Here is a 13739-nt window from a genome sequence, read left to right as displayed (position 1 = left end):
GGATCTCCAGCTCCGGACACCGGGAAAGGGATCAGCCCCTCCCGAGGAGGGGCTGATCCCTTATACCGTTGCGTCCTATCGACTTCCGCTGCTCGCCCGCTCGGACTTTTCGCGGACGGGCAGAGCCGCGTTGATGGCGTCCACCCGATCCTTGGCATCGCCGAAGAGCATCTGAGTGTTCTCCCGGAAGAACAACGGGTTCTGGACACCGGCGTACCCCGAGGCCATGGACCGCTTGAAGACGATGACGTTCTCGGCGTTCCAGACGGTCAGCACCGGCATACCGGCGATCGGCGAACCGGGGTCGTCGGCCGCGGCCGGGTTGACGGTGTCGTTGGCCCCGATGACCAGCACGACCGAGGTCTCGGCAAAGTCGTCGTTGATCTCGTCCATCTCCAGCACGATGTCGTAGGGCACCTTGGCCTCCGCCAACAGCACGTTCATGTGACCGGGCAGCCGACCGGCGACGGGGTGAATACCGAAGCGCACGTTCACCCCCCGCTCACGCAGCTTCCGGGTCAGTTCGGCCACGCCGTACTGGGCCTGGGCGACGGCCATGCCGTAGCCGGGGGTGATGATCACCGAATCCGCCGAGTCGAGGAGTTCGGCAACTGCTTCCGCGGTGATCTCGCGGTGCTCGCCGTAGTCCTTGTCCTCGGCGGGGCCGGCTTCGATGCCGAAGCCGCCGGCGATCACCGAGATGAACGAGCGGTTCATCGCCTTGCACATGATGTAGGACAGGTAGGCGCCGGACGAACCGACCAACGCGCCGGTGATGATCAGCAGGTCGTTGCCGAGCAGGAAGCCCGATGCTGCCGCGGCCCAGCCGGAGTAGCTGTTGAGCATGGAGACGACCACGGGCATGTCGCCGCCGCCGATCGAGGCCACCAGATGCCAGCCGAGCAGCAGCGCAAGCACGGTGACGGCGGCGAGCAGCCACAGGTGCGGGTCGATGACGAACCAGACCGTCAACGCGAAGAACACCAGCAGCGCACCGATGTTGATGGCGTTCTTACCGGGCAGCATCAGCGGGGAAGACTTCATCCTCGCGGACAGCTTGAGGTTGGCCACGATCGATCCGGTGAAGGTCACCGCACCGATGAAGACACCGATGAACACCTCGGCGGAGTGGATACCGAGCATGCCGGCCGCGTCCAGCAGCACGGCCTCCTCGCCGTCGGGATGCGCCTCGACGTGCAGGTAGCCGTTCCAGCCGACCAATACGGCGGCCAGGCCGACAAAGGAGTGCAGCAGGGCGATCAGCTCCGGCATGCCGGTCATCTCGACGATCCGGGCGCGCCACAGGCCGATGGCGGCGCCGACGGCCATCGCGCCGAGCAGCAGGCCCAGGCCGAGCGGCTCGATGTCTCGGCCCAGCGCCAGCACCACGGTGGCGACCAGGGCGATGGTCATGCCGGCGATCCCGAAGGTATTTCCGACCTTGGACGTTTCGTGTTTGGACAGCCCGGCCAGGGCCAAGATGAACAGCAATGCCGCGACGATATAGGCAGCGGTCGCGGTCGTTTCAACGGCGAACATGGAATCCATTCCGAGGTTGTGGGTGTGACCGCTCAGCTGCGGGAGAACATGGCCAGCATGCGACGAGTCACCGCGAAGCCGCCGAAGACGTTGATACTGGCGAGCAGGATCGCCACGAAGGCCAGTGCCGTGATGGCCGTATTGCCCTGACCGATCTGCAGGAGGGCACCGACGACGATGATGCCCGAGATCGCGTTGGTCACCGACATCAGCGGGGTGTGCAGCGCGTGGTGGACGTGCCCGATCACGTAGTAGCCGATGACGATCGCCAGCGCGAACACCACCAGGTGCACCTGGAGGGCGGCCGGGGACAACGCGAGCAGAACGAACAGCGCCGCCGCCGCACCGAAGGTGAGTCCGAGTCGGCGCTGCATCGACATGGGCGGGTCGGGTTGCTTCGGTTCCACCGGCGCCGCTTGCTGCGCGACCGGGGCCGCCGATACCTGAACCGGCGGTGGCGGCCACGTGATCTCGCCGTCGCGGATCACGGTCATCGACCGTTGCACCACGTCGTCCCAGTCGAGGGTGAGTCGGCCGTCCTTCTCGGGGGTGACCAGCTTGAGCAGGTTGACCAGGTTGGTGCCGTACAGCTGGGAAGCCGTCGCCGGCAGGCGGCCCGCCAGATCGGTGTAGCCGAGGATGGTGACATCGTTGTCGGTGACGACCGACGCGTCCTTCACCGTGCCCTCGACGTTGCCGCCGTTCGCCGCAGCCATGTCGACGATCACGCTGCCGGGCTTCATCGAGGCCACCATCTCGGCGGTGATGATGCGCGGAGCGGGCCGGCCGGGGATCAACGCGGTGGTGATGATGATGTCCACGTCGCGGGCCAACTCGGCGTACAACTCGGCTTCGAGAGCCTTGTAGTTGTCGCCCATGTCCTTGGCGTAGCCGGTCGCCGACACCTCGGCGGCGGACGGGTCGACCGAGACGTACTCTCCGCCCAGGGACTTGACCTGGTCGGCCACCTCCGGGCGGGGGTCGGTGGCGCGCACGACCGCCCCCAGGCTGCCCGCGGCGCCGATGGCCGCCAGGCCTGCCACACCGGCACCGACCACCAGGACCTTCGCCGGGGGCACCTTGCCTGCCGCCGTGACCTGACCGGTGAAGAACCGACCGAAGGCGTGCGCGGCCTCGACGACCGCGCGGTAGCCGGCGATATTGGCCATCGACGACAGCACATCGAGCGACTGGGCCCGGGAGATGCGCGGTACCGCGTCCATCGCCAGCACGGTGATCGAGCGGGTCGACAGCTTTTCCACCAACTCGGGCTTCAGGGCGGGCGAGATCAGGCTGACCAGCGTCGTGCCGTCCCGCAACTTCGCGATCTCCGCGTCGTCGGGCGCATTGACCTTCAGGACCACGTCGCTATGCCACGGGTCGCCGATTTCGGCACCTGCCTCGACGTAGGCGGCGTCGGAGAAGCTCGACGCGACGCCGGCCCCCGATTCAACCCGTACCTGGTAGCCGAGTTTGATGAGTTGGCCTACCGTCTGCGGTGTGGCGGCCACGCGTGTTTCACCTGGTGACGACTCGCGTGGGATCCCGATGATCATCGATGTCTTTCCGATCTGAACTTCGCTGACGGTGGGTAGGGTGGAGGCTCGACCGGCGGTCATGAAGCGCCGAGGAACGGGCCGTCGATGTGACGCCCGCTACTGAAGTCCCGCACGTGTTACCTCCGGTGCATGCCGCTGCTAGACATCGCAGCATAGGTCAACATAACGATGGACAGTTGCGGCCGAGTGGAACAGCAGGTCTTGGTTTTACCGCAGGAGGCCGCGCGGTCACCAGGTATCGATGCCTCCCCCGGTCGTTCTACCGGGGAAGTCCTGGCCACTTGTCGCGCAGTGTCGCCGGCGGCTTGTAGCGCCACGAACTGGCGAGTCGGGTGATCGACACAACCTATCGACCATCGAACTCCGACAGTGTTCGTGGCACCCGGTCGGATGCCACGAGTCGGATGCCACGAGTCGGATGCTACCGCCGACGCCATCTCCGTTGCTACGCACGGGTGTTCCCGGCACGTGCACCGGGCTTCGCCGACGTGTCGGCGCGGGAACCACGTCCGGTCACCGATTGGGTGAACGCTCGCGACCGCTGCGGGGCGTCGGGGTGTGACCGAGTCACGCCGGAAGCCGACCGGGGACAACATAAGGCAAGGCTAAGGCACGTTCGGTCGGGAGTAACCCGCCGTAGCGGCCCGCTCCGAGTGACGGTCGAGACTTCCATGAAGCCGTCCACGGAGCGAAAGCGCACGTCACAACTGGCCGGGGCGTTGACCGTCGCGCGGACCATAGCCGGCCGCTCGGGTTCCGGCGCCACCGACACGGACGACACGGTCTTCGCCGAGCGCGGAGTACTCGGGCGCCTTCCCCGTCACCATCGATACGGCGCGCGGCGAGATCACCGTGGACCGGAAGCCCGAGAATCTCGACCAGCTCAACCTCGGACGTCGTCTTCGTGGCGATACATGAATACGCCGATCCGCAGGGCGACTTCACGAGCAGGATGAACCAGGACCCTCGGGGGGGTGGTGGCTCCATCAGGTCCTTCACCAGCTGAAGGCATCGCCGCTGAATCAGACCGCCCGAGGTCTGCGGGACAACCCTCCCGCTCCCCATCCACGGCCGAGTTCCCGAAACACCATGAGCTGCGACACCATGTCGGCGATGTCGCGGCTCATTGTTGTCGGGTAGGAAGTCGTATCGTTCGATCGGGGCAATGGCGCCATTCCAGTTAGCATCGACAGCCGTGGCGACCAATCTCCGAAATGGGTTGATATTCGCGGTTCTCATCGGCCTGACCTGCACTATTTCTATTTCCACTCGCATGCCCGGCACGCTCGCGGTGTTTTGGCCCGCCAATGCCTTGGCTCTGGGCCTATTGCTGCGGAACCCGAGAATGGCGTGTCCACCCGTCTGGGTCGGAATCGCGACCGGCTACCTCGCAGCGGACCTTCTGACCGGTTCCGACGCCACGAAGGCGGTGCTGCTCAGCACCGCAAATCTGGTCGGCGTACTCGCCGGCTTCTACGTCTTCCGACGGAATCGGGCGTTGGATCTCGGGCTGACCCGTGGCGTATCCGTGGGATGGGTGATGGCGATTGCAGCGGTGGCCGCCGCCTCGGCCGGACTTGTCGGTGGTGTTGCCGACCAGGTGTTGTTCGGGGGGACGTGGTGGTCCGGCTCGCTGGAATGGTTCGCCTACGAACTCGTCAACTACACCGTGATCCTTCCCCTGGTACTCAGCTTCCCAGCTGTCCGTGCCATCCGAGATTTCCTCGCGGACACTCCACAGGCGCGGCGGACCCGTTGTCGAGAGATAGCGCGGCGCGTCATGGTGCCGGCGGTACTGCTTGCCGTCTCGCTGGCTCCCGCGTGGTTCATGGGAGGCTTTGGGGCATTGGTTTTCACGACGCCCGCGCTCATTGCTGCGGCGCTGCTGGGTGATGTTCTCCTCACGACGCTGTTCATCGCCGTGTCGTTCGCCTGGTCGATCACCCTGTCCGTTTTCCCCGCGAACGCCGGCCCACTGGAGCAGCCCGTTCCGATCGGTATTTCCACGTTGATCGGGCTGGCCCTCCTGGCCGGCGCCCCGCTGGTTATCGCGTGTATCACCGCCGAAAGCCGCCAGATTCACCGTGCCCTGCACCTGGCCATGACCCGCGACGATCTCACCGGAGCCCTGCGGCGAGGCGAGTTCGTCCGCCGCGCCCAATCAGCACTGGGCAAGATGTCCTCTGCCGCACAGCCATCTGCGCTACTGATGATTGATTTGGACCACTTCAAGAGACTCAACGACACCTTCGGCCACGCCCGGGGCGATCAGTCGTTGGTCGAGTTCGCCGCAATTGCGCACCGTTCGTCTCCCGACGATGCGCTGCTGGCGCGGATGGGAGGTGAGGAATTCGCCCTGCTATTGGCCGGTATCGAGGCCGCCGACGCCACCGCGGTCGCCGAGCGGATCCGGGCTGCTCAGCAACAGACCGCAGAGCAGTGGTTCGGCGAATCGATCGGCACGGCCAGCATCGGACTGGCGGTGTGCAGCGCCTCCGACTCCACCCTGTCAAGCCTGCTGGCCTCCGCCGACGAAGCGCTCTACCGAGCGAAAGCTGCGGGCCGTAATACCGTCGTCGTTCGCGACGTGTCGGGACCACCGGCACCCCCGCGCCTCCCGGGCGGCGGTGACGGGCTCGCCCCACCGACATCCGCGAACTGATCATCGGGCTCCGGCTCCACCTCACCAAAGACGGCCTGGACGCCGGCCCGTCACCATCGCCTGGCACCTGACCACCAACGGACACCAGTCACCACCCACCTCGACCATCCGCAGGATCCTGCACACCGCCGGCCTGATAGCCCCCGAACCCCGCAAACGACCCCGCTCGTCCTACGCCGGTTCGAAGCATCACAACCCAACGAATGCCGGCAATCCGACACCACGACAACCTACTGGCGCAACATACAAAGAAACCCCGGACCGATGGCCCGGGGTTCTTTGATGCGACATATGTCGTGACTCTTCACAGGGTGGAGCTGAGGGGAATCGAACCCCTGACCTCTTCGATGCGAACGAAGCGCGCTACCAACTGCGCCACAGCCCCTGGTGCGGCCTTGTGGGCCGCGGGAGACACACTAACAGCCTCCCCGCCAACTAGACGAATCGCCTGCTCAGCGGCCCGAAAAGTTGGTGTTGCGACTACGCGCCGCGAGCCCGCGGCAGCGCCGCTTCGTCGGCGTCGTCGAGCTCGTCGAAGGTCGGATCGTCCTCGTCGACCGCAACCGGGCGACCGGCGGGGGCACGACGCGGCGCGGGGCGCCGACGCACCTCCTCGACGGCCCGGTAGCGGGGCTCCTCGAAGTCGCCCTCGTCCGGCTCGTCGAGGTCGTAGTCGGCGTCGTCGTCCACTGCGGGACGGCGGCCGGAACGACCGGACGCACGCGGCGCGGGATCGTCGTCGGCATCGTCGCTCTCGAGGCGGCGGATCCGGGCGAGTCGGCGACGGCGGATGTCCTCCTCGATGCGCACCTGCCGGCGCAGGTACGCGAGGTAGAACGCCATCACGACGGTCGCGGCGGCAGCCACCCACCAGAACACCGGCGAGATGATCACCGCCAGGATCGCGGCGGCCACCACCGCCACGGCGCCGCCGAGTACGGCGCGACGGCGGAACCCGTAGCGGGCCGCACGGGCCAGAGCGTCGGCTTCGGGGTCGTAGCCTCCCCGACCGCTACGGTCGGGTACATATCCATCGGTTTGGTCGCGATACGACCGACGGGTCGACGCGCGTTCGACGGCGTCGTCCTCGCGATCGTCGGCGCGCGCGGACCCGGCCCGGGCCTCGCGACGGCGCGAATCATCGTCCTGCATTCGGTCCTCCGGTTCTTCGTCGGCAGGCCTGCTCCGCGTCACGTCGGACGGATGCTCGCGCACCCGGGTCGCGACGGCCCCCGCCGTCCGACGCTGTTCCGACCGCGGGTCATCGCCGCGGTGCACCACCCGGGCCGCAAGGGCGGCCTCGGTGGTCACTCGAACCGGTGGACGTTGCTTCACCAACATCGGAAGCAGGACGAAGATCCACACCACCACGAGCCCGATCCAGATGATCGAATTCGGCATGTGTGCACCTCCTCGGCGTGACGACCCACCGGTTCGGGGGTTCGAGCACGAATTACACCGCTGTGATTCGCAACGTTACCGATGCGCGGGAGGACCACCTGCCGACGCGCCGGAACTTACGAAACACCCGCAACACTAATCACACGAACCACATGATGCACGCGGCCGCGCCGAAGGACATGTATCGATCAGGCGAAGCGGCGGGCGCGGCCGGACGCGACCAGGCCGTCGGTGACCGAACCGCGCAATTCCTCGACGGTCATCGCCACCAGAATGTGGTCGCGCCACCGGCCGTCGACGTCCAGGTACCGCTGCAGCAGACCCTCCTCGCGGAAGCCCACCTTGCGCAGCACCGCCCGACTGGCCTGGTTCTCCGGGCGCACGGTCGCCTCGACACGATGCAGCCCGACCGGACCGAAGCAGTGATCGAGGCCCAGGGCCACCGCGGCGGTCGCCACCCCGCGGCCGCCGTAGTCCTTGCCCACCCAGTAGCCGATCCACGCGGATCGCAGCGCGCCGCGCACGATATTGCCGACGGTCAACTGGCCGCAGAAGACGCCGTCGAGTTCGATCGCCAGCGGCAGCATCGCCCCGCGACGCGCCTCGGCCTTCAACGCGGAGTGCACGGACGGCCACGCGCCGACGGTATGGCGGGCGGCCCAGGGCGCGGTCCCGGTCGGCTCCCACGGCTCCAGATAGCGCCGATCGTCACGCCGCAGTCGCGACCACTGGGATCCATCGCGCAGCCGCACCGGCCGCACGGTCACCACACCGCCGTCGACGTGCAGCGGACCGAGCCGAGCCGGCCAGCCCGGAGGCGTCGACAGCCATCCCATCCGGACACCATACGGCCGGGTGGTCGACATCGCGGACTTCCGAGGCGTCGCGTGCCGACATCGACCCCCGATCGACGCCCGGAATGTGACCAGCGTCGCGGGCCCCTCAGCGCTGGGCCAGGAACAGCACCTTGACCTCATCGCCCGGGAAGACCCGCGTCGCCGCGGGTTCGATCATCGCCAGGCAGTTCGCCCCGGCCAGGGCGACCATCGGATAGGGCGAGGTGCCCACCACCCGCACCGGCTCGACCAGGTAGCCCCGACCGTCCTCGGTGCGCATGAGACTGCCCCGCACGAACGACCAGCGCCCCGCGGGCGAGGAGATCTCCTCGACGCTGCGGGCGGTGATCACCCGGCGCAGCACCTGCCGACGGCCGAGCGCCGTGCGGATCAGCGGGCGGATCATCAGTTCGAAGATCACCAGGGCGGAGACCGGGTTGGCCGGCAGCAGGAAGGTCGGCACCCGGTCGGGCCCGAGGGCTCCGAAGCCCTGCACCGAGCCGGGGTGCATCGCGATGCGTTCGACATCGAGGTCGCCGAGGTCGCGCATCGCCTCGCGCAGCCGATCGACGCTCGCGCCGCCGACCGCGCAGGAGATGATCACCACCTCCGAACGGGCCAGGCAGCCGTCGACCACCTCGCGGACACCCTGCGGGTCGTCCGGGACGATGCCGATTCGGGAGACCTCGGCGCCGGCCTCCCCCGCCGCGGCGGCCAGGGCGTAACTGTTGACGTCGAAGATCTGGGCGTGGCCGGGCGACCGGTCGATGTCGACCAGCTCGGCGCCGACCGAGAGCACCGATACCCGCGGCCTGGGATGCACCATCACCTTGTCGTAGCCGACGGCGGCCAGCAGGCCCACCTGGGCGGCGCCGATGATCGTCCCGGCCCGCACCGCGACGTCACCGGGCTGCACGTCGGCGCCGATGCGCCGCACGAAGTCGCCGGAGCGCACCCCGGTCTTGATCTCGATCCGGTCCGGCCCACCGACCGCGTGGTCGAGCGGCAGGACCGCGTCCGCCAGCGTGGGAAGGGCGGCTCCGGTCGAGATGCGCACGCACTGCTGCGGGCGCAGCCTCGTCGGCCGGCGGGTACCGGCCGCGACATCGCCGACCACCGGAAGGGTGACCGCGGCAGGGGCGGCGGTGTCGCCGGCCGCCTCGTCGTCATCGGACGGGGGCACCAGGTCGACCGAGCGCACCGCGTAGCCGTCGACGGCGGCCTGGTCGAAACCGGGCAGGGCGGAGGTCGCCGAGACATCCTCGGCGCACATCAGGCCGTGCGCCTCGGAGATCGCCACCCGGATCGGCCGGGGAGCCACCGCGGACTCGAGGATCCGGGATCGATGTTCCTCGATCGATCGCATCGGGTCCTCTCCGCCGTGGTTACTCGTCCGTGGTCAGCTGCGGGGCCGCCCAGTTCGGGCTCAGGCGCTCCTCGAGCCATTCGCGCAATGCGGGGCCGTAGTCGTCCCGCTCGAGGGCGAAGTCGACCGCGGCGCGCAGGAAGCCGCCCGGATTACCCAGATCGTGGCGCGATCCGCGATGAACGACGACGTGGACCGGATGGCCATCCTTGATCAACAACGCTATCGCATCGGTCAGCTGCAATTCGCCACCCGCGCCGGGCTCGATTCGCCGAAGCGCGTCGAAAATCTCGCGATCCAGCAAATACCGACCGGCGGCGGCGAGATTCGAGGGCGCATCGTCCCGATCGGGCTTCTCGACCATTCCGGTCACCCGCAGAACGTTCGGATTGACCGCATCGGGCACGATCTCGGTCTCGAAGATGCCGTAGGAGGACACCCGATCCTCCGGTACCTCGATCGCGCAGAGCACCGAACCGCCGCGCTTGCGGCGGACGCGCCCCATTACCTCGAGGACGCCGCGCGGCAGGACGAGATCGTCGGGCAGCAGGACCGCGATCGCATCCTCGCTGTCGTCGAGGACCTCCTCGACGCGGGAGACCGCGTGGCCCAGGCCGAGGGGCTGCTCCTGTACCACGGATTGCACCGTGAGCAGGGAGGGCGCCACACGCACCTTGTTGAGCAGCTCGGTCTTGCCACTGGCCTCGAGCTTGCCCTCGAGGACCAGGTCCTCGACGAAGTGGGCGACCACGCTGTTCTTTCCGGGCGAGGTCACGATCACCAGGCGTTGGGCTCCGGAGTCCGCGGCTTCCCCCGCGACCAACTCGATTCCCGGAGTGTCCACGACGGGCAACAGTTCCTTGGGAATGGTCTTGGTCGCCGGAAGAAACCGGGTACCCAGTCCTGCCGCAGGCACCACGGCCGTGCGAAAGGCCGGTTGCATATCGCTCGCGGGTGAAGTCATGCGGACACCATATCCAGCGCTCCATAAACCTTCGGTATGTGCACGGCCAAGTCACAACCTATCGTTCCCTCCATGTCTGGGAATGTCCCGGGAGTGGACGCGCAGGATCCTGTGATTTCCGGTGACCGAGCGGGAAAGGCCGATCTGCGGCGGCACCTGCTGGCCCGGCGGCGCGGGATGACCCCGCAGGAGCGCCTCCGGGCCGACGAGGCGCTGACCGAGGTGGTAGCGGGACTGGTTGCGCGGGTCGGCGCGGACGATGCCGTCACGGTCACCGCCTATGTACCGGCCCGCACCGAGCCCGGCTCGATCGCCGTCCTCGACACGCTCGTACGCCATCACGTTCGGGTGCTGCTGCCGGTGATCGATCCGGACGGCGACGGCCCCCTGCGCTGGGCGAGATATCGATCTGTGACCGACCTCACATCAGGCCCCTTCGGTATCCAGCAGCCGACCGGCACCGTCGAGCCGACGGAGGCCGCCCGAGAGGCCCTCTGGATGGCGATTCCGGCGCTGGGGATCGACCGGACCGGCGTGCGCCTCGGGCGCGGTGGCGGCCACTACGACCGCACCCTGGCGGCCCTGGAGCGCACCGACCGGATCGTCGCGGTGATCAACGACCACGAGCGGCTCGATCGCTTGCCCGCCGAACCACACGACATGCGGGTGACGCACGTCCTGACGCCGTCCGGGGGCCCCGTCCGAGTCGAGTCCGCCGACCCCCCTTCCGGGCGGGAATGATTCGGCGGCTGGTCGTGTTGGCAGTGTCGGCGGTAGAGTGCTAAAGAAGCGGTCGGTGCCGGCCCTCCGATACCGCAGCCTTCCGATGCCGGAACAACCAGGAGTGCGCGAGAGATGCCCACCTATTCGTACAGGTGTACCGAATGCGACAACGCCTTCGATATCGTTCAGTCCTTCACGGACGACTCCCTGACGGTATGCCCCGAATGCGGCGGGAAGCTGCGCAAGCTGTTCAACTCGGTGGGCATCGTCTTCAAGGGCAGCGGTTTCTACCACAATGACAGCCGCTCCTCCTCGACGTCGACGACCTCGACCGGCGGGGATTCGTCGTCGAGCAAGGAGTCGTCGAGCAAGAAGGAGTCGTCGAGCTCGTCGTCCGATTCCTCCTCGAGCGCGTCGTCCGGTAGCACCTCCTCGTCCGCGGGTTCGTCGAGCGGCAGCTCGGGTTCGACCACCTCCGGCAAGGCCGCTGCCGCCGGCTGATCCGCGGGGGTCGATGTCGGTCGGTAGCGCACAGCGCCGACCGACACAAGACCGACATCGTGCCCGGGGATAACGCCGCCGGCCTGTGGATAGCCGCGAGCGGACGGCCGGGCGATACCCCTACGGTCGGCTCATGGTCGGTCGCTCCCCCACCCGTTCGACTCCCCTTCGATCCGGCAGATCCGGGTCCCGCGCAGTGTCCGGCACGGCCGACTCACCCCGGTCGCTCGAACCGTCGTTCCTCGATCGGTGGGAGGACCTGCGGACCGCCGCCGGAGACCATCGACTGCGCCGCGCGGCGGCGGGGCTGCTCGCGTCGATCGCGGTGGTCCTCGCCGCCGGCGACCTGCTGCGGCCGGATGGCTCCGGATCTCTCGAGGTGGTGATCGCCGCCCGGGATCTGACCCCCGGCAGCGTGCTGACTCCGGATGATCTGGCGCTGCTGCGCGTGCCGCAGGAGGTGATCCCGGACGGCGCACTGACCACCCGCGAGCAGGCCGGTGAGCTGACGGTCGCCGGACCGATCCGGCGCGGCGAAATCCTCACCGACACCAGGCTGCTGACGCCGCGCCTGACCGCTGCCGCCCTCGACGACGTCGATGCCCGCATCGTCCCGATTCGTCCGGCCGACCGCGCGATCGTCGAATTGCTGGTCGCCGGCGACAGAGTGGACATTCTGGCCGCCGACGACGAGACCGGGGACCCGCGACCGATCGCTCGCGACGCGTTGGTGGTCCTGGTCCCCGAGGTGCTCGACATCGACGAACGGCCGGTGCTGGTGGCATTGCCATCCGAGGCCGCGTCCACGTTGGCGGCCGCCTCGCTCACTCGCGGTCTGACGATGACCCTGCATTGACCCGCACGCGAATTCGGATGTCCTTCCGAATGTGGTGTATGCGCCACGGTTGGATTACTGGACAGATGTGGTAGTGCATTACGATCAGGTGTACTTTCCACCGCATTACTCCAACCGAAAGGCCGAAGCACGTGCTGAAGGGATTCAAGGAATTTATTCTGCGCGGCAACGTCATCGACCTCGCCGTCGCCGTCGTTGTCGGAGCGGCGTTCACCGCCATCGTCACCGCGTTCACCGAGTACGTCGTCAACCCGCTGCTCGCGGTGGTCGGCGGTAACAACGAGTTGGGTTGGGGATTCCAGATCACCGACAGCGCCGCGACATTCGTCAATCTCGGTGCCGTGATCTCCGCCATCATCAATTTCCTGTTGGTGGCCGCGGTGGTCTATTTCATTCTGGTGCTGCCGATGAACAAGCTGCTTCCGACGCCGAAGGAAGAGCCGAAGGAAACCGACCACGATGTGTTGGTGGAAATTCGCGATCTGCTCGCGGGTGGCGCTCCCGCTTCCGGTGTGTCGGCCGCTCCGTCCGGACAGCACGCCAAGGAGTAATCCGCGCGCAACCACCACAGCGCCATCGGATCCCGCGACGGACGTCCGCGGATCCCAACCGAAGGGCTCGACCACATCCGGTCGGGCCCTTCGTGCTGTTCCCTACCGGACCTGCCCCCGGCTCGGCGACCTCTCGTACAGCCGAGCCACGGAAACGACGGAGCGGCACGGGAAACCCGTGCCGCTCCGTGGCTTGTGGTCGGTTGCCGCCGATATCGCTCAGTTCGTGAAGGACAACAGCGGAAAGTCGACGAGGGAGATCGTGGTGCCGTCGTCGGCGCAGGCCTGCGCGACCGCTTCGGCGTTGTCCACGAAGGCCCGGCCCGACTCGCTGTCCGGTTCGCTCAGGACGAGCGGATCGTCCGGAATCCCCTGAACGAGGGTATTGAGCGGTCCCGCAACGGGATCGGTCGCCGAGTCGGCGAGGCCCCGGATGGTGTCGAGCTCGGCGCGCTTGGCGGCGTCCCACGCATCGGCACCGTCGACCGGACCGGACGAGATGACCGCGGCCAGGGTGTCGTAAGAGGTCGCGAACTGGTTGCACTGATCGGCGTTCTGCCCGGAGGGCGATCCACCGCAGCCCGCCACGACCGCCAGAGCCATCATCGATACCGCAGCCGCACCGGCCGTCCTACGGATTCCCATGCGCCCATCGAACCAGACGCGGACTCGTGGTGCGTAATCCTCTATCAAACTGGTACTTTCGCCTGTTCAGTGTCGTAATGACAACGGGGAGAACAACACCGGCCCCTCCCGAACAATCTCGGGAGGGGCCGGTGTT

Annotated in this window: 12 protein-coding genes and 1 tRNA gene; 5 read left to right on the top strand and 8 right to left on the bottom strand. The window is 67.5% G+C overall.

What is annotated here, in order from left to right:
* Window positions 1–75: 75 nt before the first annotated feature.
* Complete coding sequence (gene pntB, locus MB1_RS15595) at window positions 76–1539, bottom strand: Re/Si-specific NAD(P)(+) transhydrogenase subunit beta (RefSeq protein WP_066909191.1); 1464 nt, start codon at window positions 1537–1539, stop codon at window positions 76–78.
* Window positions 1540–1571: 32 nt separating this feature from the next.
* A complete protein-coding gene (locus MB1_RS15590; protein ID WP_066909188.1) occupies window positions 1572–3095 on the bottom strand; it encodes a Re/Si-specific NAD(P)(+) transhydrogenase subunit alpha in 1524 nt (507 codons plus the stop codon).
* 1198 nt (window positions 3096–4293) lie between these two features.
* On the opposite strand from MB1_RS15590, the gene MB1_RS26970 reads away from it, so the two are divergent.
* Entirely contained in the window at window positions 4294–5760 is a 1467-nt protein-coding gene (locus MB1_RS26970; RefSeq protein ID WP_169801675.1) for a GGDEF domain-containing protein, read from the top strand.
* Window positions 5761–6072: 312 nt separating this feature from the next.
* Here MB1_RS26970 and MB1_RS15580 read toward each other — a convergent pair.
* The 5 genes from MB1_RS15580 to MB1_RS15560 all read right to left on the bottom strand — a co-directional run bounded on the left by MB1_RS15580 (window position 6073) and on the right by MB1_RS15560 (window position 10327).
* A tRNA-Ala gene (locus tag MB1_RS15580) sits at window positions 6073–6145 on the bottom strand.
* Window positions 6146–6240: 95 nt separating this feature from the next.
* Window positions 6241–7161 (bottom strand): divisome protein SepX/GlpR, encoded by a 921-nt coding sequence (sepX, locus tag MB1_RS15575; protein ID WP_066909071.1) that lies wholly within the window; start codon window positions 7159–7161, stop codon window positions 6241–6243.
* A gap of 188 nt (window positions 7162–7349) precedes the next feature.
* Complete coding sequence (locus MB1_RS15570; RefSeq protein ID WP_066909185.1) at window positions 7350–7988, bottom strand: GNAT family N-acetyltransferase; 639 nt, start codon at window positions 7986–7988, stop codon at window positions 7350–7352.
* A 115-nt stretch (window positions 7989–8103) separates the two neighbouring features.
* Window positions 8104–9363: a molybdotransferase-like divisome protein Glp gene (glp, locus tag MB1_RS15565; RefSeq protein ID WP_066909068.1), complete on the bottom strand. Its 1260-nt coding sequence runs from the start codon at window positions 9361–9363 to the stop codon at window positions 8104–8106.
* 19 nt (window positions 9364–9382) lie between these two features.
* Complete coding sequence (locus MB1_RS15560; RefSeq protein ID WP_066909065.1) at window positions 9383–10327, bottom strand: UTP--glucose-1-phosphate uridylyltransferase; 945 nt, start codon at window positions 10325–10327, stop codon at window positions 9383–9385.
* A 72-nt stretch (window positions 10328–10399) separates the two neighbouring features.
* Here MB1_RS15560 and MB1_RS15555 point away from each other — a divergent pair, with 72 nt between their 5' ends.
* The 4 genes from MB1_RS15555 (at window position 10400) to mscL (ending at window position 12958) form a co-directional block, all read left to right on the top strand.
* Window positions 10400–11068 (top strand): 5-formyltetrahydrofolate cyclo-ligase, encoded by a 669-nt coding sequence (locus MB1_RS15555; RefSeq protein ID WP_084351889.1) that lies wholly within the window; start codon window positions 10400–10402, stop codon window positions 11066–11068.
* A 114-nt stretch (window positions 11069–11182) separates the two neighbouring features.
* The gene (locus MB1_RS25175) at window positions 11183–11551 is read left to right on the top strand and encodes an FmdB family zinc ribbon protein (protein ID WP_084351887.1); all 369 of its coding nucleotides are present in this window, start codon (window positions 11183–11185) and stop codon (window positions 11549–11551) included.
* A 196-nt stretch (window positions 11552–11747) separates the two neighbouring features.
* Complete coding sequence (locus MB1_RS15545; protein WP_066909055.1) at window positions 11748–12407, top strand: SAF domain-containing protein; 660 nt, start codon at window positions 11748–11750, stop codon at window positions 12405–12407.
* Window positions 12408–12538: 131 nt separating this feature from the next.
* Entirely contained in the window at window positions 12539–12958 is a 420-nt protein-coding gene (gene mscL, locus MB1_RS15540) for a large conductance mechanosensitive channel protein MscL (protein WP_066909052.1), read from the top strand.
* Window positions 12959–13177: 219 nt separating this feature from the next.
* Here mscL and MB1_RS15535 read toward each other — a convergent pair whose 3' ends face one another.
* Window positions 13178–13603, bottom strand: coding sequence for a hypothetical protein (locus MB1_RS15535; protein WP_084351885.1), 426 nt, complete (start codon window positions 13601–13603; stop codon window positions 13178–13180).
* Between the last annotated feature and the right edge of the window lie 136 nt (window positions 13604–13739).

The organism is Millisia brevis NBRC 105863 (assembly GCF_001552615.1).
In the GTDB taxonomy this organism is placed as follows: domain Bacteria; phylum Actinomycetota; class Actinomycetes; order Mycobacteriales; family Mycobacteriaceae; genus Millisia; species Millisia brevis.
Note: the sequence above shows the minus strand (reverse complement) of the source record. Positions and strands in the feature narration are given on the sequence as shown.

Coding starts and splice junctions, on each gene's coding strand:
- pntB (WP_066909191.1), bottom strand. CDS start 1,539: ATGTTCGCCGTTGAAACGACCGCGACCGCTGCCTATATCGTCGCGGCA.
- MB1_RS15590 (WP_066909188.1), bottom strand. CDS start 3,095: ATGATCATCGGGATCCCACGCGAGTCGTCACCAGGTGAAACACGCGTG.
- sepX (WP_066909071.1), bottom strand. CDS start 7,161: ATGCCGAATTCGATCATCTGGATCGGGCTCGTGGTGGTGTGGATCTTC.
- glp (WP_066909068.1), bottom strand. CDS start 9,363: ATGCGATCGATCGAGGAACATCGATCCCGGATCCTCGAGTCCGCGGTG.
- MB1_RS15560 (WP_066909065.1), bottom strand. CDS start 10,327: ATGACTTCACCCGCGAGCGATATGCAACCGGCCTTTCGCACGGCCGTG.
- MB1_RS15555 (WP_084351889.1), top strand. CDS start 10,400: ATGTCTGGGAATGTCCCGGGAGTGGACGCGCAGGATCCTGTGATTTCC.
- MB1_RS25175 (WP_084351887.1), top strand. CDS start 11,183: ATGCCCACCTATTCGTACAGGTGTACCGAATGCGACAACGCCTTCGAT.
- MB1_RS15535 (WP_084351885.1), bottom strand. CDS start 13,603: ATGGGAATCCGTAGGACGGCCGGTGCGGCTGCGGTATCGATGATGGCT.